The sequence below is a fragment of the Bacillus sp. BS98 genome (genome assembly GCF_008432245.1).
GTDB classification, from domain to species: domain Bacteria; phylum Bacillota; class Bacilli; order Bacillales; family Bacillaceae_G; genus Bacillus_A; species Bacillus_A toyonensis.
Window position 1 is genome coordinate 4,112,602 of sequence record NZ_CP043830.1, and the last position, 21,136, is coordinate 4,133,737.

A 21,136-nucleotide genomic window follows, 5' to 3' on the forward strand; every position below is an offset into this window, starting at 1 on the left:
ATTGCAATTCTCTTCACCGTTTGATAGAATATCACTTGTTCTATGTTAAGAATCGAGTCATTCGATTGCACCAGGGAGGTGAAAAGTATGGCAAACATCAAATCTGCTATCAAACGCGCTAAACTTAGCGAAGAGCGTCGTGCACATAACGCTTCTATCAAGTCTGACATGCGTTCTGCTGTTAAAACTGTAGAAGCTTTAGTTACTAATAACGATCTTGAAAATGCTAAAGAAGCTTTCAAAACTGCTTCTAAAAAACTTGACAAAGCAGCTCGTAAAGGTCTTATCCACCAAAACGCTGCAGCTCGTCAAAAATCTCGCTTAGCGAAACAAGTAAACGCGTAAGGCGTTTAAAAAACGATCCATTTGGATCGTTTTTTTATATACAAAAAAGTTCACGTAACAAGTACATGAACTTTTTTGTATCACTACATATGATTTAGCCGCAGCAGGAAAAACTCAAGCACAAGTTTCTTATCCATTTTCCCCGTCTTCATACTATAATCAGCTTCCGCTAATTCTATAATAACTTTTTTTAATTCTTCAAAAGAGAAAAACTTCGTTTGATTCATCGCCAACTTTACACGATACGGATGTACACCAATATGAGACGCGATTTGATTTTGTCCGTAACCACGTTGTTGCAACTCTTTCACTTGATGCAGCAAGCGGAATTGACTCACTAATAACGCAAGCAATTTAATCGGTTCTTCCTGCTGCGTAAATAATCCATCTAAAATTTGCATTGCACCCGCAATATCCTTTTTCACTACTTTTTCTGTCAAAGCAAATACATTTTGCTCCACAGACTTCGGCACAAGCTCTGTAACAAGTTTTGGTGTAATCTCTCCGCCCATACCAACGTATAACGTTAACTTGTCCATTTCCTTCGCCAACATCGTTACATTACTTCCCACAAGCTCTAATAACAAACTAACAGCTGCATTATCAATATGCACATGTACTTCATCAGCACGAGCACCAATCCATTTCTGAACATCTTGCACTTGCATCGCATTCGCTTCTACTACATCCGCTGTTTTCTTTAATAGTTTTGTAATTTTTTTTCGTTCATCGAGTTTTTCGTAAGGCGCAACAAAAACAAGAATAGAAAATGGAGAAGGTTCACCAATATATTCTTCTAAAATTTTTATATTTTGTTCTAACTTTTCTTTTTGTGAAGTTAAAAAAAGTGGTGATTTCATTAATAGTACTTTCCGTTCCCCAAAAAAAGGAAGTGTACGCGCATCCTCAACCACATCTTCTAAATAGGATTCTTCCAAATCGTATGTCACAACATTAAATTCTCGATCTTCCTCTTCAAGTGCTTCTGTTGTAATAAGCTTTATCGTTTCATTTATAAAAAACGCTTCCGTTCCATACAGTAAATATAACGGAGCAAACTGCTTCTTATTAATTTTTTTATGTATATCACTCATACTTTTTTCCTACTCCCTAACTTGGCAATATATATTTATACTAATGCCCTAGCTTTTGTTTTACAAGTACAAAGGAACAGGCTTTACAACCCGCCCCTTTATTTATATTAAACGCCACGCAATAAGTCCCGGGTTTCTTATTGGTGTGCGGTAATCACCTTCCCTTTATTATTCACAATAAAAATCCGAGTATAAGTGCCAACTCTTAACATGCTTGGAAACGAAAAACTCATGTCACTTAACGAACTAGAAAGTAGTAAAAATACTCGGTTCCTCTTCATATGGAAATTGTAGATTTTTTTCTGACAATATTTTATACTAAAGTGGAATGTTGGGGAGGGATTCTAAATGAATGATTTTGAACAAAATGTTCAAAGTAAACGCAATGACGCTATTGATTCAGGGGTAGGATTTATCGTCTCATTTGGTTTTTTCGCAACACTTTTCATTATTGCAACTGTTATTAAATTCATCGGTTCTTAAAGGCTGCCATTTCATGGCAGTCTTCTCTTTTTCATCTATTATGTATTTCATCATATGTGATTTTACTTTTAAAGGTTCCGGTTTCCCCTTTAAAAACATAGGAAATAGCACCTTGTTTATCCGTTCGCCATACTTCAGTACCCATCTTCTCAAAACGCTCTATCACCTCCTTATCCGGATGTCCATACCTATTCCGTTCTCCCACAGAAACAATCGCTATACTAGGCTGTATAAGCCTCAAAAAAGGTGCTGTAGATGACGTTTTACTCCCATGATGCGCAACTTTTAAAACATCCGCCCGTAAATATGGATATGTCGATGCTAAAAGTTCCTCTCCCTCTTCTTCTAAATCACCTGTAAACAGCCATGTTAATCCTCCTAATTTGGCCCACATTACAATTGAAGAGTTATTTTCACTTTTTTCTTTCCCTTTCGGAGCTAGTATAAAAAATTCCGCTCCATTTATACTCCAACACTCCCCTTCTTCCACTATACTTATTTTCACTTCTTTTTCTAATGCCTTTTTCTTTAACACCTTTTCTAATACTGTCTCTTGTTTCTTTTGACCAAATACAACTTCTTTTACAGTTATATACGATAATAAATCTGATGCGGCACCTATATGATCCGCATCTCCATGCGTTATGATTAATTTATCAATTGTTTTCACACCTTCCTTTTGCAAAAAAGGAACAAGAATATCGTGACCAACAGAAAATTCATGCTTTTTCCGTTGCCATTCTTCTTTATTTATCCGAAGTGTTCCACCTGTATCAATAAGATAAACCCCTTTATCATATGGAAGTCGAATTAATATTGCATCACCTTGTCCAACATCAATAAATGTCACACTCCCACTCTCGCGAAAATACGGGTATACATAATGACACGTGCTAATAAAAAGAAATCCACTCATGACTATGAATACAATTTTTTTCGGCAGCCCTCTTTCCAAGACGATCAATATACTAACAATCATCACACAATATACAACTATAAGAAGTATAGATGTTTGCCCGAAAACAAGGCGGGGAAACGGTAAGCTTTCACAATAACTTAGTAAATTATTAGAAATAATTAAACCTACTGACAGTATATTTGCAAGTCCTTTTGCGAGAAATGGGATAATTGGTATAAATACCAGAATAATAATACTACATGGTAATACAAGTATAGATAAAAATGGAACGTATATGAGGTTGAGGAAAATACTATATGGAGAAAAATAACCAAAATGATATAACAAAATCGGGGTACTAACGAGCTGCGAGATAATAGAAATATAAATAGCATTTCGAATTATTCCATTACTATGCCTTAGTAGTATCGGAGCAGATAAAATTAAAGCGAAACTACCTACAAATGAAAATTGAAATCCTATATTAAAAACAAGATATGGGTCGTATATAAGCATACATATAGCCGTTATACTTAAGGCATCTAAACTAGATAAGCGAACAGAACAAATGAAAGCAACCAACAATAAAACACCTGTTATAGAAGCTCTTATAACAGACGGTGATGCGCCTGCTATAATCATGTACACTGGAATACAAACAATTAGAAATACTGTCGCCATCTCCTTCGTCACACCACTTCTCAGTAAAACAAAGTAAACTATCACCATTAACAGAACAATATGCGACCCTGAAATCGCCAATAAATGCACAAGACCAAATTGCTGATACTGTTCTTCAACTTCAAACGTCATTTGTTGTCGGTCACCAAATAATAATGCATTCATAAAAGCACCTGATTGCTCTGGAAACATTTCTGTAACTTTAAAGATTATGTGCTGCCTATAAAAAAGAATCCATTGCACAAATGATAATGATGTTTTTTGGCACTCAGAAATATATGTAGCATGGAATATAAAATGAATATTTTGTTTATATAAATAATCTCGGTAATCAAAACCATGAAAATTCCGAGCAGTTTGCGGTTCTTTCCTCTCACCTTTGAATACACAGGATACTCCCGCATATAATTGTTGTAATTGTTTCTTTTCCAAGGCTGATTTCATTTTGTAACTTAACTGCACTGTATTTTTATTCTGATCTTCAAATTGAAAAGATAGGCGATCCCCATTAATAAGAGGTGTATTTTGTATCACCCCTCTTGTAGCTTCATAGGGCTCCCCTAGAGGCTTATTTTGTCCTTGAACATACGAAGTGTACATAGCACCACTAAAACACGCTATCATACAAAAAATGAAGGTTTTACGCGAAGTACGATATAAACAGAAGAAAACATATAAAACGAAACAACAAGCAATCCATAAAAATGACAAGGAAAAGGCGATTGCAATCCCCATTATAAAAGAGATTGCAATATAGCCCCATTGTTCATGCAACTTATACTCACTCCTTATAGCATCATTTTTGCTTTCGTGAATACATGCTGTAATTCTTCCATTGATAAATTATCTTTTTCGAAAGACCCAAATAATTCTTTTAACTCCGTATAACGTTTTTGCTCCTCTAATGCAGCAATATCATATTCTAGTGGAACGTGCTTCACTGTTACATTCGCTTGTTCAAATAACTCTATGGCGTATGGATGATTTTTATAATCCTGCGCATAATAAACCGCTGTAATACCACTTTGAATAATTGCCTTACAACATTGTAAACAAGGGAAATGCGTAACGTAAATTTCTGCTTCCTCTGTTTTCGCACCAAACTTGGCACATTGTAATAAAGCATTCATTTCTGCATGAATTGTACGAACACAATGATTATCAATGACATAGCATCCATCATCGATACAATGCACCCCACCTTTAATTGAACCATTATAGCCGCCAGCAATAATCCGCTTGTCACGAACGATTGTTGCCCCTACTGCAAGTCTTGTACATGTACTACGTAAAGATAACAAATGACTTTGCGTCATAAAATATTGATCCCACGAAATTCGTTCCATATTTTTCACCTTCTTTTTTGTCTACTTGTAGTGTAGCGAATGAAGAAAAACTTCGTCAATCTTTTACGGAATAATAATTTGATCTTTTATTTTTTCCAAAGACTTCACACCAATCCCATCAATCTTTAATAAATCTTCTATTTTCTGAAACGGACCATGTTCCTCTCGATATTTCAAAATACTTTCCGCTTTTCGAGAGCCAATGCCTGTGATTTTTTCAAGTTGCTCTTTAGAAGCTGCATTTATTTGAACTTTCCCTTCCCCCTTTGAAGAGGTAGCCAAATCTTGCACTTGCTCATTTTTATTGGGTACATAAAGAATCATTTGGTCTTGTACAATTTGTGCTAAATTCACCTTCTTTATATCTGCCTCAGGCAAAAAACCACCCGCCTTTTCAACGGCATCCTTGAACCGGTCCCCTTCCTTCATTTCATACACCCCCTCTTTAACAACGGCCCCTTTCATATCAATTAGTATTTTTTTCTGTTCCTTTGCATCTAATATTTTCGGTTTACTTTTTTTCTCTACATCTTTCGCCTGAACATCCGTTGCAATGACCGATCGCTCTGTATGCTGGTTTGTTTTCCAGAAAAAAAGAAAAAGTACAGTTACAATAATAACTACTAACCCCAACCATTTTTTCGGAAAATCCCACATCATTTTACACCTCTAATCATAAATTTATAACATCATTCATATTGTTTAGGAGAAAGCTGTTACGAAGGAGGGATGAAACATTGAACATAGGAATTATAGGGACAGGAAACATGGGGAACATACTAATCGATGCATTTTTAGAGACCCGTGCTGTCAAACCTTCGTGCCTTACAATCATTAATCGGACACCTGCCAAAGCATATCATATAAAAGAAAAATACCCTTCTATTCATATAGCCAAAACAATCCCAGAAGTACTCGAACAATCACAACTTATTTTTATTTGCGTTAAACCAAAAGATATATACCCTATCCTACAAAAATATGCTGAACATTTTTCTGATGAAAAGTGCTTAGTTTCTATCACAAGTCCAATATCTCCATCACAATTAGAGACACTTGTACCTTGCCACGTCGCACGTATCATTCCGAGCATTACAAACCGCGCCCTATCTGGCGCATCATTATTTACATTTGGAAGTAAATGCTCTGAAGAGTGGCAACAAAAACTACTTCGGCTATTCAAAAAAATTTCTACTCCACTTGTAATAGAAGAAGATATAACGCGCGTTTCATCTGATATAGCAAGCTGCGGCCCTGCATTCTTTAGTTATTTATTACAATGTTTCATTAACGCTGCTGTAGATAAAACAAATATTACACATGAAGAAGCTACTACTTTAGTAAGTGAAATGGTCGTTGGAATGGGGAAATTACTTGAAAAAGAGATTTTCACATTACCTACCTTACAAGAAAAGGTATGTGTCAAAGGCGGCGTTACAGGAGAAGGTATTCTAGTTTTAGAAGAACATGTTGGAGATATGTTTCATAAATTAATCGAACGGACACACGAGAAGTTTGATGAAGATTTAAAATGCGTTGATCAGCAATTCAATAAACACACATAATAAATACGCCATCGCCATTCCAAATCCTTTTTATTAATACGTATCTTTTTTATGCTACATTTTCACTAAAACTAGCATTTTTGTACTTTACATGTATCATCTTTTTAATATTCTAGAAATGAAATCAAATCTTTTCTAAAAAACAAAAGCAACCTTATCGGTTGCTTTTGTTTTATCCATTCTTCTTCGCCATAAAAAAGATGCGCTCTGTTTGTTCTGTCACTTCAATTCGTTCAAAGTCTCCTGTGACGCGAAGCACTGTAAATCCAGCCTCTTCAAGCCATTTCGTTAATTCTTCAACCGAATATGCTCGTTGCACGTGACATTCATCAAAACGATGATATACATCTTCTTCTGGATCTTGTACAAAGAATGTCAAATCATGTTCCACACTATTGGATTCTTCTCCAGGGAAACAGTTCCAAATAAGTGATATTTCCTCGCCATTCACTGTATATGTTTCATTTTGAAATACGTGATGTATTTTATATAAAGAGTGTACGTCGAATAAAAACAAGCCATCTTGACGTAAATGATGGAAGACTCTTCTAAACGTTTCTTGCACTCCATCTTCTTGCAATACATAGTTTAACGAATCACAAAAGATTGTTACACAATCAAATTCACCAGGAACATCAAGTTCTCTCATATCTTGTTGGTAAAAAGGAAGAAAATAACCTTCTCCTCCTAATTTCTGCTGTGCGACAGTTAACATTTCTTCTGAAAGATCTACACCAGTTAAATCATAACCTTTTCGCATAAGCGGTAGTGTTACGTTACCAGTTCCACATGCTACATCAAGAATTTTTGCCTCTTTCATGCCCGCATGCTGCAAACTTTCCTCTGTGAACTCTACCCATTTATCATACGGGACATCATTCATCAGTTCGTCATACAGTAATGCAAATTGTTCGTATTTCATTGATCTAACTCTTCAGTAATATCTTCACGTGGTACATCGCCCCATAGACGCTCTAAATTGTAGTGATCACGCTCATCTTTATGGAATACATGAGCAACCACATCACCAAGGTCTACTAATACCCAACGAGCCTCATCAAAACCTTCCATACGTTGTACATTAATTTCGAATTCATGCGCCTTCGCTTTAATTTCACGCGCAATTGCTTGCACCTGTTTATCAGAGTTTCCGTGACAAATAATGAAATAGTCTGCAATTGGTGAAATCCCTTGCATATTTAGTACAACCATATCTTCTGCTCTCTTATCATCAGCTGCTTTTGCTGCTAATACTAATAAATCTTTATCTTTCATTTAATAATTTCCTCCTTGATAACTGCATTGTATGTTTGGAATGTTAATGGATAAATCGTTTGATCTTTTTCCATTAAAAATTGAATTGTTCGCTTTAAAGCAAACAGTAACGCTTGATTTATATCTTTATATGCGAGTTTTCTCGCTTCTTCTACACCAGGAAACTTACGCCCCGGCTCAATGTAATCTGCTACATAAATCACTTTATCTAACATCGTCATTTTCTCATGACCACTTGTATGGTATGTAATAGCTTGCAAAATTTCAGGATCCGTAATGCCTACTTCTTTTTCTACTAAGTATGCCCCAACAGGTGCATGCCATAACTCTTTGTTATAGTGAAGTAGATCCTTCGGCAAACCTTCCCTCTTAATAATCTCTTCCATTTCTGAAATCGCTCTACATTTTGCATAATCATGAAAGATAGCAGCTGTTTCTGCCTTTTTCTCATCTACATCATATAAACGAGCCAGTTCAATCGCTGTTTCCATTACACCTATTGTGTGTACATAACGCTTTTCATGCATTTGTTGTTTCACAATATGAAGTGCTTCCTCACGATTCATACAACCCATTCCTCTCGATATATACCTGTACTTTTTCCGGAAGTAAATATTTGCACGTTTTCTTCTCCATATACCTCTCACGTAACAAAGAAGAAGAAACTGCAAACTCTGGAATTTCCACTTTTACAATATTATAAGGCGTATGCAATGTATAACCTGGTCTCGTAACTCCAACGAAAGTTACAAGTGTAAGTAACTTTTCAATGTTATACCACTTTGGCAAATACTCAACCATATCTCCACCAATAATAAAGTGGAACTGCACATCCGGATACTTTTCCGTTAATTGTAACATAGTGTCATACGTATAAGATGGGCCTTCTCTGTTTAGCTCTTCTAAACAAATTGAAAAGTATGCTTCTTCCTCAGTCGCAAGCTCTAACATCTTTAAACGACTTTCTACACTTGTAATATTCCGCCCTTGTTTATGTGGCGGAATTTGATTTGGCAGGAACCATACTTCTTCCAAGTCCAAAGCGTGATATACTTCATTTGCAATTAGCAAATGCCCATAATGAGGCGGATCAAATGTACCGCCAATGATGCCAATTTTTCTCAAAAGAAACGCCCCTTCCTTTTACATACAGCAACTCTCTTCCTATCAATTCGAAGAGAGTTCACTGTTAATAAAAGTTCAATTGGTTTCGCTCTCTACATCATTAAGCACTAGCAATAAAAGTACCGCATGCTAATCTTTTTATCGAGGAAGCTTAATTTGTTTATTTTCTCTTGATTCTTTATATAAAACAATTGTGCTTCCAATTACTTGAACGATTTCAGCACGTGCACCTTGTGCAAGTTCTTCTGCAACTTCACGACGATCGAATTCACAATTTTGTAGCACGCTCACTTTAAATAATTCACGAACCTCTAATGCTTCTCCAATTTGTTTCACCATATTTTCATTTACGCCGCCTTTTCCAACCTGAAAAATTGGTGTTAAATGATGTGCCTGTGCACGTAAAAATCTTTTTTGTTTTCCTGTTAACATATAATTAGCCTCCAAGCTTTCTCATTACTAATTGTTTCATTCTATCAATATTTGGCACGCGTCCTGTCCACATTTCAAATGCAAGTGCCCCTTGATAAACAAACATATCAATACCATTTTGAATGATTGCACCTTGCTCTTTTGCCTCACATAAAATTTTCGTTTCAAATGGATTATAAATTATATCTGATACAATTGTTCCTTCTTTTAACGAACAAATTTGTAATGGCGTATGTTCGACATGCGGATGCATACCTCTTGTTGTCGTCTGAATGATAATATCATAATTCCCTTGTTCTTCTGTCGCTTTTTCTAACGATAAAGCAACAGAATGAACATCAGCCGCACATGCAGCAATAAGTTCTTTCGCCTTATCGACTGTACGATTTGCTACATCAATTTCTTTCACACCTACATCAGCAAGAGAAAAATAAATAGCTCGGCTAGCACCACCAGCGCCAAGTAATAAAATACGTTTCTCTTGAAGTGGTTCACTACTAATTGACTGTAAGGCTCGGACAAAACCGATTCCATCTGTATTGTAGCCAATTAATTTTCCATCCTTATGAACCACTGTATTTACTGCACCAATTTGCCTTGCTAGTGGGTCAATCTCATCCAAATAATCCATAATAGCAACTTTGTGCGGAGTTGTTACATTAAATCCTGAAATACCTAACGCTTTTAAACCTCTTACTGCTTCCCCTAGCCCTTCTTCTACAAGAAACGCATGATAATGGGCATCCATATTCAAGTGTTCAAATGCATCGTTATGCATAACGGGCGATAATGAATGTCCAATTGGATTTCCGATTACACCATATAATTGTTTCATAAATCCCTCTCCATATTAAATTAAAGATTTACGCAATGAAACACTTACTCCTTTTGGTACGTGAGCAACAATTTTTGCTCCTGATTCGTTTACAGTAACCCATCCTAATCCAGAGAATACAACGTCCGTTTTCGGTTCACGAATATTAAACTCGTATTTCACCAGCTCAGGCATATTTTCTAATTCTTCTGGTGTTGGCGGGCTTAGTAAATCTCCGGCATGATTTTTATACAATTCATCTGCTTTCTCAAGCTTTGTACGATGAATTGTTAAACGATTTGAGAAGTGACAAGTAAACGCACGACGACCACCACTTACATAATCAAAGCGTGCCAATCCACTAAAGAATAATGTTTGTTCCTCATTTAATTGGAATACCATCGGCTTAATTTCTTTTGTTGGTGTAATAAGCTTTAAGCTTTCCTTTCCAACATAATGAGCCATTTGATGGTGGTTAATAATACCTGGCGTATCATATAAAGAAGATTCTTCGTCTAATGGAATATCAATTAAGTCAAGTGTTGTTCCTGGGAAATGAGATGTTGTAATTACATTTTCAGTCTCATCACTAAATTCTTTAATCATACGATTAATAAATGTAGATTTTCCTACATTCGTACATCCAACAACGTAAACATCTTTGCCGTCGCGATAATACTCAATAGCATCCGCTAATTCAGCAATCCCTTGTCCCTTCGCTGCACTAATTAAAAAGACATCCTCTGGCTTTAATCCTAACTGCTTTGCACTATAGCGCATCCAATGCTTTACTTTATCATGTTTTACTGACTTAGGAATTAAATCCGCCTTATTTCCTACAAGTAATACTTTATTATTTCCTACGAAACGATGTAAGCCAGGTAACCAGCTACCACTAAAATCAAAAATATCTACAATCTTGACTACTAATGCATCTGACCTTCCAATTCCATTTAGAATGCGTAGGAAGTCATCATCTGTTAGCGATACATCTTGAATTTCATTGTAATGTTTCAAGCGAAAACAGCGTTGACAAATCACTTGCTCTTTTTCTAAAGATGAGGCAGGCGCATACCCAACTTCATTTTTATTTTCTGTTTGAATTTCTACACCGCAACCAATACATTTAATTGTTTCAGTCAAACTTTATTCCTCCCAGTTAATTAAACCTTTTTTCTTCATATTTTTCATAATTCTTCGTTCAATTTTTCGATTAAAGCGAGTCACCAATCCATCCGTTTGCGCTACTGGCACAACTAAGATTGTATGAAGTCCTACACGATTTCCACCAAGCACATCTGTAAGCAACTGATCCCCAATTACTACAACTTCATCCGGCTGCAGGTGCATCTCTTGTATCGCACGCTTAAATGCACGAACAAATGGTTTACGTGCACTATGAATAAATGGAATATTTAATGGATCAGCAAAGTCTTTCACACGTTGCTCATTATTATTCGAAACGACCGTTACTTGAATGCCTTGCTCTTTCATTTTTAAAAACCACTCTTCAAGTTGCGGCGTTGCATTTGGACGATCCCATTCAATTAACGTGTTATCTAAATCAGTAATAACTCCTTTAATTCCACGTTTTTTCAAATCTTCTGGTTGAACATGATATACATTTTTCACATATTCATTTGGTAAAAATAATTTCAATTTCTTTCACCTCTTTGAGGATTTTTCATAAAATTTTTCGACAACATTTTTCGATATACAACCTGTGGATAAAATTGTACACACTTTCCACATTAATTTTTCAGTCAATTTGGAATTTACTAACAATCTATACACAATTTATCCACTGTGGTATGTGGATAACCACTTGTTTGTGACTGTCATATTTTTTTGGTACATTAAATGCAACAACGAATCAATCCTTATATTATTAGGAGGTGACTCACCTTGAAAACAAAACATATGGAACAGTTATCTACTGAGTTACTCACTGAGTCTTATTATAAAGCAAAAGAACTAAAATTAAATCCCGACTTCATTTTACTTATAAAACAAGAAATTATTAGACGCTCATTAGAGGACAAGCTTGCCAAATCTTCTTGAGTACATATAGATTACTAATAACCTGTAAAAAGAGCCATCCTACGATGGCTCTCGAATAAACAAGTACTCCCATCTAGGGGATTTCATCATTAAGCATCTTTGTCCATAACTCTTATTTACGATTATAAAATCTTCTCTTTACTTGTGAGTTAATCGAGTAGCAATTTTTTCACCGAGACGAAGTTCTTGTCCGCTCTTCAAATTCTGCACTACTTCTATCATATCTTTTTCAAACAATAATACAACTGTTGAACCAAATGTAAAGTATGCCATTTCTTCACCTTTTTGAACAGTACTTCTTTCATGCAAAAGCTCAATACTATTAACAAACATAGCCCCTACTTTTACAAGTGCCATATGTTCGCCGTCACTATTCACTTCTGTAACAGAACGATAATTTTTTGACAGTGGTTCTTTACCGTATTCCATACCAGTTGCATTTACCGGATATGATTTTCTACCGAGTACAAATCTTTCAGTCACAGCCCCAGAAAGTGGACTATGAATGCGATGATAATGACTTGGACTCAAATAAATGACCATGTATGTACCGCCTGCATATCGCTTTGCACGTTCTTCATTACCTAGCATATCCACAATTGAATAACGCTTACCTTTAATATCAAATGTTTTTGTATCCTCAATAGGACCGTGGTCAGCAAAAACACCATCAACAGGGCTAACGATACTCGATGTATCTGTATCAATACTACGCTTTCCTTCTTTTAGCCTACGCGTAAATAAGTCATGCAATGTTCTATATTCCTTCAAACCCTTTTCCATCTCATCTTGATTAATTTGAAAAACTTTCGCATATGATGGAATTATGATGGAGCTCAAACGAGATTGTGCAAATTTACGTAATATATAAGAAGTAAAGCGACCATTTGTAAGTTCTATCATAAGTCGATATAATGTACGTCGCAAATTGCGAAACCTCCTAACCAGTCTATAACTTTAGTTTTCCCTTATTTTCTTTCTATATCATATGTAAAACTGGTTCTTATTCCCACATATCATATAGAACTGTTCATTATGCAAATCGAAAACTAAGTTAAGTATGGTATTATTCTTAAATTGTTTAGCACCCTCTAATATTACAGATAGAATCCGTCATTTTCAACAGTGAACATGTATTTCTTCTTAATACAACTCGTTTTCTTTCCTTATTTACAAAAAGAAAAGCAGCCCATTTTAAAATTTGGCTGCTTGCAATGCACATTATTCTTTCGCTTTTTTCTCTTTCTCTGCTCTTACAAATTCATGGAACATTTTCATTAACGCACGCTTTTCAATTCTTGATACGTAGCTCCTTGAAATACCAAGTGCCTTCGCAATCTCCCGCTGCGTTTTCTCCTTATCAAGCCCAAGTCCAAAGCGCTTTACGATAACTTCTTTCTCTCGTTCGTCTAAAATATCGATATACTCTTTAATCTTTTCTAACTCCATACTAAGCTGAATCATATCAATTACATCTTCAGACTCAGATTTTAATATATCAATAAGCGATATTTCATTCCCCTCTTTATCTTGCCCGATCGGATCATGAAGTGAAACGTCTTTTTTCGTTTTCTTTAGTACACGTAAATGCATCAAAATTTCGTTTTCAATACAGCGTGCTGCATACGTCGCAAGCTTTGTTCCTTTCCCTGCTGAATAACTCTCAATTGCTTTAATGAGCCCAATTGTACCAATTGAAATTAAATCTTCTGCATCTTCTCCTGTGTTTTCAAATTTTTTAACGATATGAGCTACAAGCCGTAAATTATGTTCAATTAAAAGATTTCTCGCTTGAGCATCACCTTGCTCCATTAACTCTAAGTACTTTCTCTCATCATCTGATGATAACGGCTGCGGGAACGCATTGTTCTTCACATAAGAAACAAAGACAAACACTTCTCGAACCATATATCCAATTGCGGCGAATAGACTCAAACCTTTCACCTCCGCCAAAATAGTGGTCTTTATTATGTGTATGTGGGCGTGAGGTTGTTTGTGTCTGTACGATATCATTCCAATATGTTTTTACGCATAATATTTGTCTCAAAAAGCTTTGCTACATATACTTAAACAAAAGATTGGAGAGTGGAATATGAAACATTTCATTACCCTCTTGTTCATAAGTAGCTGGTAAGAGATGAACTCCTTGTACGCTCTTGCAAGCTACTTGTACTACAAGGAGGGATTATACAAATATGAAATTTGAAAGAACACGTGCTTATACAAGGCACCAACGTCAGCGTACGATGCGCCGAAAGATGATTATCGTAAAACATGCATGGGGACATACACCTAAAACAGCTGGTATTTTTGCAAAAGGAAAAATTCACTGTTCCTGTGGAATGTGCACAACAAAGTGGAGAACAGAAGGACCACCTGCTAGTGTACAAAAGTGGTTATACAAAATCGATATATACGAAGAATAAATCGTTATTTCTAAAAAAAGGTCTTCTCTCGAAGACCTTTTCCTTATTCACTCCAAATTTTCTCCCCAGTATGCGCATCAATATAACGAATTTCTCGACTACAATCGAAGGATTCTTTATGATTTTCATCCGTTGTTTGTTTATACAGTAGTACGTAGTTCGTTTCCTCTACATCATTTTCTAAAAACCATTCTAAATTCACTCGCATGGCCCCTCTGTATATTTCTAGCGCTTTTTCTTTTGTTATTTTTATTGTTGTTTCATATGTAAGTAATTCTTTTATAAATTTGCTAGACTCTCCGGAGTAGTGCATCACAGCACCATTTTCTGCATTGATATTGACTCTAAATTGGTTATACTCTGCTGGAATACCATTCACATATACGGAAAAGGTAAACCTTTCAATCCCATCTTCTGCTTCTTCACGTTCTTCCCAAAGACGTAGATATTGTGTGACATCTGGAATAACTTGTTCCAAAAATTGAAGTGCTTTTTGTATGCATTCCTCTCTAGACAGTATTTGCTTTACTTCATTATCGTCTGTCAGTTTTATAAAACCAGTTAATTCATTGGTAGATTTATCAATCATAATGCCAACAAAATTATTATATTTTAACATCGGTAAATGCTTTTTAAAAAATTCATTCATTAAATATGGATTCTTTTCTTCTTTCTGTTTCTGTAATTCCTCTTTCGGAACAAATTTCATCCTTATTTCATAATCATTTTCCTTCTCAGCAACTTTTGTAAAATTTTCTTTATCCCAATCAAACAAATCGAATATATCATCTTGTCGAATACCTTTTTTCGGGTTTTCAACAGCTACAGTTAGAGGCAATTTATAATGATCTGTTCCAAACAAATCTTTACCTGTACTTGCATCAATAAACGCATGACTAGGTTCTGGTTCATATACGAGATGATACCCTTTTACTTCCTCACCATTTTCATATTTACATGAGGAATGTGTTAAATCTACAAATACAAGTCTCATATCTTGTCTAGCTTTCAGATTTTCTAAAACGACGTTCTCCTCAACAATTTCACTTGGCCATAACGGTTTTTTCTCAATAGCTTTTTGTCCATTATAACGAAAATGTACAACATTGCCTGAAGGATGAACTCGCACAACACACCCTGCATTCCGTAATGGGTAGCCATTCACTTCTTGCATATAATTTACTTCTTTCCACCCACGCCTGTCATCCTTAACCGTTATATATGTATAAAACTCATATCCTTCTTTTGTATATTTTTTTAAGAATGCATTTGCAATCTCTCTTGCTTTATTCTCATCTATCGCTTCCTTACCACTCGAAAAATAAATTTCATCATCTATACTAAATTCAATTAAATTACCAGTATGTCTATTCAACGTAATTTGTATCGTTCTCTCCTCATCCTCTTTATGCTCCCACCATACTAGATGATATGGGTCATCCACACCTTCTTGATCATCTACAACAAGCCTATATTCATCTGGAATGTCAATCATATGAGCCACTTGATCTTTTCTTTCTTTATCTTTTTGATTCATCATACCTCTCCCTGCGTTACAATTTAAGGTAATTATAACAAACAAATCCAAAACTTATTAATAAAAAAAGACTAGAGAAATCTCTAGTCTTTTACTTCGTTTCACGATGTAACGTTACTCGCTTTAATCGTGGACAATATTTTTTTAGTTCGATGCGCTCGGGATTGTTTCGTTTATTTTTTTTAGAAATGTAATTACGATCACCGCACTCCGTACAAGCTAATGTAATATTTACACGCATATGTAATTCTCCTCTCTTTCAAAGATTGCAACTAAAACGTAATGATTACGATTTATATATTATATAACTTCATTCTATTTGTCAATCACACAACAAAAGGATTCTAAATAGAACCCTTTTGTTTTTAGTAATCTATCATTTTGATTAAAACGATTCGTATGTAACGAACTCGCTAATTGGCTTTCGATATCCTCTAGGACGAATTTTAGTGGTATCACTTTTCCCTATCGTAACCATTAAAACAGGTACTATATGCCCTGGCATATTCAACTCATTTTGTACTGCTTTTTCATCAAAACCAATCATTGGACACGTATCATAGCCGTAATATTTAGCAGCGTACATAAAAGTCATTGCGCTTAACGAAGCATTTCTAATCGCTTCCTCTTCCATGAAGCGCTCTCCTTTTCTTTCATATAACCCTTTCGTTTGCCTAATTGTATCTTCATATTCACATTCATCAATCATTTTTAAAACCTTCATACCAAAATAAATATTTTCAACATTTTGATACGCTCTCTTATCACCACAAACAAGCACTACAGCAGATGCACTCGCTACTTTATATTGTCCGAAAGCTAATTCTTTTAATTTTTCTTTTCGCTCTTGATCACGAATTACGACATAATGTGCATGTTGCAAATTATAACAAGAGGGGGAAAGCTTTGTTAACTCAAATATTTTTTTAAAATCCTCATCAGGGATTTCTATGCCTTGTATAAATTTCATTGCGGAACGCCTAGCAGTTGCCAATTCTTCAAAGTTCAACATATATCCTCCTTAATAACTATAAATTTAAATATACATTAATTTATACAAATGAATAAATCAAATTAAAACACTTTAAATTACAGATAATAATTATGATTTACAAAAAAAAGACAAAAAGCTGAAACAATTAGTTCATACGAAATTCACATGAATCTATTACTATAGAAGTTGTACATAGTGAATTTATTAACAATCACGTTTACTCATATAGAATCTCACTCGAAAGGAGTTGAAAGTATGAAAACTAAATATCGTTTTATGATCTCATCATTTGCTGCTTGCGCTTATATGATTTGGTATTTAGTATAAATAACAACCTCACTTGTAAATAGGAAAAGGTGTGTATATAAATGGAATATAATCAATCAACAGTTAACTACTGGAAAGCTTTTGTATTACCGTATACATTTGCTTTAGAAGAGTTAAAAACAAAATTTGAAATTATGAACCGGGAAGCTCAATTTTTAGAGGATTACAACCCGTTTGAACATATAAAAACTAGACTAAAACAACCTGAAAGTATTATAAAAAAGCTAGAGCGAAAAAACTTATTGCCAACAATTGAAAATGCTCAAACAAATTTGCAAGATATCATTGGTATTCGTATTACATGTTGCTTCGTAGAAGACATCTATCATTTAAAAGAAGTAATTCAAAAGCGTGAGGATATGGAAGTCATAGAAGTAAAAGATTATATCGCTAACCCAAAAGGAAACGGATATAAAAGTTTACACATGATTATTAAGTATCCCTTATCACTAAATTCTGGTACAAAAGATGTATTTGCAGAAATTCAGTTACGTACACTTGCAATGGACTTTTGGGCAAGTTTAGAACATAAACTTTATTATAAATATGAAGGAAATATACCTGAATATTTAAAAGATGAACTACATGATGCAGCAATGAAAGCTGAAGATCTTGATAATAAAATGGCAACCATTCGCCAAGATATTGATGACATTGAAGCATGCTCAAATCAAATTCTGTTACCACTATAAAAAAGGTTCTCTTCAAGGAGAACCTTTTTTATTTCTTCTCTATCGTGCGGACCTCTTCGATCTTCCAGGTCTCATCTTCTTTTCCAAGCGCATACTGTACTTTCTTTTGAATAGCAATTTCCCCATCTAATTCTTTTTCCTTTGTTTCAACAATGATATATCCTGCTTTACTAGCTTTCATATCTATATGTTCCAATTCAATTTTTTTATTTCCTTTTTGAAAAGCTGCTTCTTTTTGTGTTTTTAAGTCTTCGGCACTAGGTAGCTTCTTTGAAAATAACTCCATATGTTCAGCAAATTTTCGTTCATTCGTCGTCCGTACAAATGCCTCAATAACATCTTGAATAGACTGTTCTTCCTCTTTCGTTATCTGTACTTTTTCTTCAGTTTTTTTCGTAGTAGGTTTTTGTTCTATATTATTCTCTTGAGGTTGACATCCAACTAGCAATAATACAAAGAATAGAAGAAAACTTAAATTCCGTAAAAAAAATCTCATCTGTCCATCTCCTAAAAAGAAAAGTGAGGCATTTTGCCTCACTTTCGTTCATAATTAGCGTCTTCCTTTATTCGGGTCGCCACCACCAACAATATCAAAGACACGTTTCGCTATATTTGTATTCTCTTGAACACCGGAGAATAAGTATTTACCTGGTCCAAATGCATATACGTTTACATCTTCACCTGTATGTCCACCTGTTGTCCACCCTGTAACCGAACGCTTATTGAAGATATCTTCAATCGCATTATCAATCTTCGTTACATCTTTTGATGGAGCTATATCATTTACAGCTTTAATTTCTTCTGGTGTTAATTGTAAATCGATATATTTTTTCAATGTTTCTTCTACATTTGCACCTTTTGCAATCTCATTTGCCATAAAGTCTGGTGTACGTTTTGCAGCTTTAATTGGATCTACTTTAAAGTTGTACTCACCATTCGCACCTAGAGATAATCCACCTGTAGCGTGGTCTGCGGTTGCAACGACTAACGTATTTTTATCTTTTTTCGCAAACTCAATCGCTGCTTTAAATGCTTTTTCAAAGTCCTCCATTTCACTCATTGCACCGACAATATCATTATCATGCCCAGCCCAGTCGATTTGACTTCCTTCAACCATTAAGAAGAAACCATCTTTGTTTTTGTTTAAACGTTCAATTGCTGCATTCGTCATTTCTTCTAGTGAAGGTGTTTTCTCATTGCGATCAATCATTTTATCTAAACCGCCTGGTGCAAATAAACCAAGGATTTGATCATTTTTATCATTTAACAATTGATCTCGATCTGTTACGTAGCTATAACCAGATTTCTTAAACTCTTCTGTAAGATTACGATCTTTTCTAACAAAGTTCTTTACACCGCCGCCAAGCATAACATCAACTTTATGCTTCCCTTTAATTTTTTCATCAAAATAATCATTTGCAATTGCGTCCATATTTTTACGGCTAATATCATGAGCACCGAAAGCAGCTGGTGTTGCATGTGTAATTTCAGAAGTCGCAACAAGTCCCGTTGATTTCCCTTTTTCTTTCGCTTGTTCAAGAACAGTTTTCACTTCTGCTTTATCATTATCAACCGCAATTGCCGCATTATATGTTTTAATCCCTGCTGACATAGCTGTTGCCGCTGATGCAGAGTCTGTAATATTTTCATGTTCATCTTCCGGATATGTTTTTTGTGTTCCTACAAGATGCTTATCAAATTCTGTAGATTCCATCTCGAATGTTTTTGGATTATCCTTCATATAACGATGAGCCGTCATATATGAAGGACCCATGCCATCTCCAATTAACACAATAACATTTTTAATCTTTGCATTGTTTCCGCTCTCATCTGCATTAACCTCACTAGAACGTGTAAAATTCCATGTTGCTACCGAAGTAACTGCTAACGACGCCACAACTGCAAATGGCCATGCTTTTTTTACAAACTTTTTCACTGTCTTGTCCCCCTAATTAGGTTATTCATTTCCCACTATCAAATTTAATAGAAGACTGTTAAGGGAAAATTAGTTATATGTAAATTTTTTGTTAACTTATGTAAATATAAGTTATAATTTGTATAAGTTTGTCTTTTCATATCAAGCATCGTTCCCTTTACAATCTAAATATAAACAAGTTGGATTCCCTTTAACGTAAACCTCTTATTTTACATTTCGAATCTATTTTTATGAAAACAAATAGAAATGTGGTGTACTTTTATGAAAATAGTAAAGCTAAATGAATCTTTCATTGTTGAATTACTCAATCTTTGCAAATCTGTTGGATGGTTACAAGATGAAATCTTTATGAAAAAACAATTCAAAATGTACCTCTCTATTGGCACACTTGTAGGTTATATTCATGAAAATAAACTCATTGCAACTGGAGGTGTATTTCCCTTTACAAGTAGCTTTTCTTCCATTGGCATGTTAATCGTTCATCCTCATTTTCAAGGACGAGGAATTGGACGTATGTTACTAGATAGCTGTTTGAAACACGCTCACTCAAAACAACCAATTGCACTTATTGCAACAAAAGCTGGCGAGCCCTTATACACATCATGCGGATTTCAAACAGTAACGACGATACATCGTTTTGAAAAACAAACTACTAAGACGAATACCGTTCAAACACAACAAGTGAAAGAAAAAGACCTTATCTCTATTACCTCTCTCGATGAAATTGTAACTGGTGCCAATCGCTCTCTACTCTACTCATTATTATTACCAAGAGCTGTACACTCTTTTAAAATTGAGAGAAATAACTGTATAGAAGCTTTTTCCTTCTGTATACAGAAAGGGAATATTTTATGTATCAATCCACTTATCGCAAAACAAGAGGAAGATGCTATTCGATTATTAAAAAAGATTTGTGAGTGTTGGCATGGTATCGTACGAATTGATGTCCCGCATTCACAATTTACATTTCGTAACTTTCTTCAAACAGACAATTTCCAAGAAACGCTCCTTTCACCTCTTATGATAAAAAATGGTAGCCAACTTCCTGGAAATCGTAATATGCTATTTGCTGTGATAGATACAGCATTATGTTAGAAAGGAGACA

Annotated in this window: 26 protein-coding genes; 7 read left to right on the forward strand and 19 right to left on the reverse strand. The window is 35.0% G+C overall.

Annotated features, from left to right (window positions below; translation table 11 throughout):
• Positions 1–87: 87 nt before the first annotated feature.
• Positions 88–345, forward strand: coding sequence for a 30S ribosomal protein S20 (gene rpsT, locus F0362_RS21320; RefSeq protein ID WP_001274011.1), 258 nt, complete (start codon positions 88–90; stop codon positions 343–345).
• Between the two features lie 83 nt (positions 346–428).
• On the opposite strand, the gene holA is transcribed toward rpsT, so the two are convergent.
• Positions 429–1,439 carry a DNA polymerase III subunit delta gene (holA, locus tag F0362_RS21325; RefSeq protein WP_001279936.1) on the reverse strand — a complete coding sequence of 337 codons (1,011 nt, stop codon included), beginning with the start codon at positions 1,437–1,439 and terminating at the stop codon, positions 429–431.
• A gap of 348 nt (positions 1,440–1,787) precedes the next feature.
• Here holA and F0362_RS21330 point away from each other — a divergent pair, with 348 nt between their 5' ends.
• Positions 1,788–1,922 carry a YqzM family protein gene (locus F0362_RS21330; RefSeq protein WP_000997609.1) on the forward strand — a complete coding sequence of 45 codons (135 nt, stop codon included), beginning with the start codon at positions 1,788–1,790 and terminating at the stop codon, positions 1,920–1,922.
• A gap of 31 nt (positions 1,923–1,953) precedes the next feature.
• Here F0362_RS21330 and F0362_RS21335 read toward each other — a convergent pair whose 3' ends face one another.
• The 3 genes from F0362_RS21335 to F0362_RS21345 all read right to left on the reverse strand — a co-directional run bounded on the left by F0362_RS21335 (position 1,954) and on the right by F0362_RS21345 (position 5,507).
• Positions 1,954–4,275: a DNA internalization-related competence protein ComEC/Rec2 gene (locus tag F0362_RS21335; RefSeq protein WP_000545164.1), complete on the reverse strand. Its 2,322-nt coding sequence runs from the start codon at positions 4,273–4,275 to the stop codon at positions 1,954–1,956.
• Positions 4,276–4,289: 14 nt separating this feature from the next.
• On the reverse strand, positions 4,290–4,847 hold the full coding sequence (locus F0362_RS21340; protein ID WP_000439776.1) for a ComE operon protein 2: 558 nt from the start codon (positions 4,845–4,847) through the stop codon (positions 4,290–4,292).
• A 63-nt stretch (positions 4,848–4,910) separates the two neighbouring features.
• Positions 4,911–5,507 carry a helix-hairpin-helix domain-containing protein gene (locus tag F0362_RS21345; protein WP_000989947.1) on the reverse strand — a complete coding sequence of 199 codons (597 nt, stop codon included), beginning with the start codon at positions 5,505–5,507 and terminating at the stop codon, positions 4,911–4,913.
• Positions 5,508–5,584: 77 nt separating this feature from the next.
• On the opposite strand from F0362_RS21345, the gene comER reads away from it, so the two are divergent.
• Complete coding sequence (gene comER / locus F0362_RS21350; RefSeq protein ID WP_001020544.1) at positions 5,585–6,412, forward strand: late competence protein ComER; 828 nt, start codon at positions 5,585–5,587, stop codon at positions 6,410–6,412.
• 172 nt (positions 6,413–6,584) lie between these two features.
• Here the strand turns inward: comER and F0362_RS21355 are convergent, their stop codons facing one another.
• The 8 genes from F0362_RS21355 to F0362_RS21390 all read right to left on the reverse strand — a co-directional run bounded on the left by F0362_RS21355 (position 6,585) and on the right by F0362_RS21390 (position 11,717).
• Positions 6,585–7,334, reverse strand: coding sequence for a class I SAM-dependent methyltransferase (locus F0362_RS21355; protein WP_000873061.1), 750 nt, complete (start codon positions 7,332–7,334; stop codon positions 6,585–6,587).
• Positions 7,331–7,687 carry a ribosome silencing factor gene (gene rsfS, locus F0362_RS21360; RefSeq protein WP_000653199.1) on the reverse strand — a complete coding sequence of 119 codons (357 nt, stop codon included), beginning with the start codon at positions 7,685–7,687 and terminating at the stop codon, positions 7,331–7,333. The genes F0362_RS21355 and rsfS overlap by 4 nt, the downstream gene beginning before the upstream one ends.
• A complete protein-coding gene (gene yqeK / locus F0362_RS21365) occupies positions 7,684–8,253 on the reverse strand; it encodes a bis(5'-nucleosyl)-tetraphosphatase (symmetrical) YqeK (protein WP_001078252.1) in 570 nt (189 codons plus the stop codon). Before yqeK ends, rsfS begins: the two co-directional genes overlap by 4 nt.
• The gene (locus F0362_RS21370) at positions 8,243–8,812 is read right to left on the reverse strand and encodes a nicotinate-nucleotide adenylyltransferase (RefSeq protein WP_001226034.1); all 570 of its coding nucleotides are present in this window, start codon (positions 8,810–8,812) and stop codon (positions 8,243–8,245) included. Before F0362_RS21370 ends, yqeK begins: the two co-directional genes overlap by 11 nt.
• 138 nt (positions 8,813–8,950) lie before the next feature.
• Complete coding sequence (gene yhbY, locus F0362_RS21375) at positions 8,951–9,244, reverse strand: ribosome assembly RNA-binding protein YhbY (RefSeq protein ID WP_000955228.1); 294 nt, start codon at positions 9,242–9,244, stop codon at positions 8,951–8,953.
• A gap of 4 nt (positions 9,245–9,248) precedes the next feature.
• On the reverse strand, positions 9,249–10,079 hold the full coding sequence (gene aroE / locus F0362_RS21380) for a shikimate dehydrogenase (protein WP_000812081.1): 831 nt from the start codon (positions 10,077–10,079) through the stop codon (positions 9,249–9,251).
• Between the two features lie 15 nt (positions 10,080–10,094).
• Positions 10,095–11,201, reverse strand: a complete 1,107-nt coding sequence (gene yqeH, locus F0362_RS21385; protein ID WP_149889950.1) for a ribosome biogenesis GTPase YqeH — start codon at positions 11,199–11,201, stop codon at positions 10,095–10,097.
• 3 nt (positions 11,202–11,204) lie between these two features.
• Positions 11,205–11,717 (reverse strand): YqeG family HAD IIIA-type phosphatase, encoded by a 513-nt coding sequence (locus F0362_RS21390; RefSeq protein WP_000765312.1) that lies wholly within the window; start codon positions 11,715–11,717, stop codon positions 11,205–11,207.
• A 246-nt stretch (positions 11,718–11,963) separates the two neighbouring features.
• On the opposite strand from F0362_RS21390, the gene F0362_RS21395 reads away from it, so the two are divergent.
• Positions 11,964–12,119, forward strand: a complete 156-nt coding sequence (locus F0362_RS21395) for a sporulation histidine kinase inhibitor Sda (RefSeq protein WP_000850093.1) — start codon at positions 11,964–11,966, stop codon at positions 12,117–12,119.
• Between the two features lie 138 nt (positions 12,120–12,257).
• On the opposite strand, the gene F0362_RS21400 is transcribed toward F0362_RS21395, so the two are convergent.
• On the reverse strand, positions 12,258–13,046 hold the full coding sequence (locus F0362_RS21400) for a phosphatidylserine decarboxylase (protein ID WP_149889951.1): 789 nt from the start codon (positions 13,044–13,046) through the stop codon (positions 12,258–12,260).
• A 294-nt stretch (positions 13,047–13,340) separates the two neighbouring features.
• Positions 13,341–14,054 carry an RNA polymerase sporulation sigma factor SigK gene (gene sigK / locus F0362_RS21405; protein WP_000051382.1) on the reverse strand — a complete coding sequence of 238 codons (714 nt, stop codon included), beginning with the start codon at positions 14,052–14,054 and terminating at the stop codon, positions 13,341–13,343.
• Positions 14,055–14,314: 260 nt separating this feature from the next.
• On the opposite strand from sigK, the gene F0362_RS21410 reads away from it, so the two are divergent.
• On the forward strand, positions 14,315–14,545 hold the full coding sequence (locus F0362_RS21410; protein WP_000667452.1) for a hypothetical protein: 231 nt from the start codon (positions 14,315–14,317) through the stop codon (positions 14,543–14,545).
• A gap of 43 nt (positions 14,546–14,588) precedes the next feature.
• Here F0362_RS21410 and F0362_RS21415 read toward each other — a convergent pair whose 3' ends face one another.
• The 3 genes from F0362_RS21415 to F0362_RS21425 form a co-directional block, all read right to left on the reverse strand.
• Entirely contained in the window at positions 14,589–16,085 is a 1,497-nt protein-coding gene (locus tag F0362_RS21415; protein WP_131229289.1) for a YcdB/YcdC domain-containing protein, read from the reverse strand.
• Positions 16,086–16,173: 88 nt separating this feature from the next.
• A complete protein-coding gene (gene rpmG / locus F0362_RS21420) occupies positions 16,174–16,323 on the reverse strand; it encodes a 50S ribosomal protein L33 (protein WP_001265617.1) in 150 nt (49 codons plus the stop codon).
• Positions 16,324–16,467: 144 nt separating this feature from the next.
• Positions 16,468–17,094, reverse strand: coding sequence for a nitroreductase family protein (locus F0362_RS21425; RefSeq protein ID WP_000931468.1), 627 nt, complete (start codon positions 17,092–17,094; stop codon positions 16,468–16,470).
• Between the two features lie 350 nt (positions 17,095–17,444).
• On the opposite strand from F0362_RS21425, the gene F0362_RS21430 reads away from it, so the two are divergent.
• Positions 17,445–18,095: a GTP pyrophosphokinase gene (locus F0362_RS21430; protein ID WP_000456209.1), complete on the forward strand. Its 651-nt coding sequence runs from the start codon at positions 17,445–17,447 to the stop codon at positions 18,093–18,095.
• Between the two features lie 28 nt (positions 18,096–18,123).
• Here the strand turns inward: F0362_RS21430 and F0362_RS21435 are convergent, their stop codons facing one another.
• A complete protein-coding gene (locus F0362_RS21435; RefSeq protein WP_001210411.1) occupies positions 18,124–18,591 on the reverse strand; it encodes a hypothetical protein in 468 nt (155 codons plus the stop codon).
• Positions 18,592–18,645: 54 nt separating this feature from the next.
• On the reverse strand, positions 18,646–20,031 hold the full coding sequence (locus F0362_RS21440; RefSeq protein WP_000714919.1) for an alkaline phosphatase: 1,386 nt from the start codon (positions 20,029–20,031) through the stop codon (positions 18,646–18,648).
• A gap of 261 nt (positions 20,032–20,292) precedes the next feature.
• Between F0362_RS21440 and F0362_RS21445 the strand changes: the two genes are divergently transcribed.
• The gene (locus F0362_RS21445; RefSeq protein WP_000706708.1) at positions 20,293–21,126 is read left to right on the forward strand and encodes a GNAT family N-acetyltransferase; all 834 of its coding nucleotides are present in this window, start codon (positions 20,293–20,295) and stop codon (positions 21,124–21,126) included.
• The last annotated feature ends 10 nt before the right edge of the window (positions 21,127–21,136 follow it).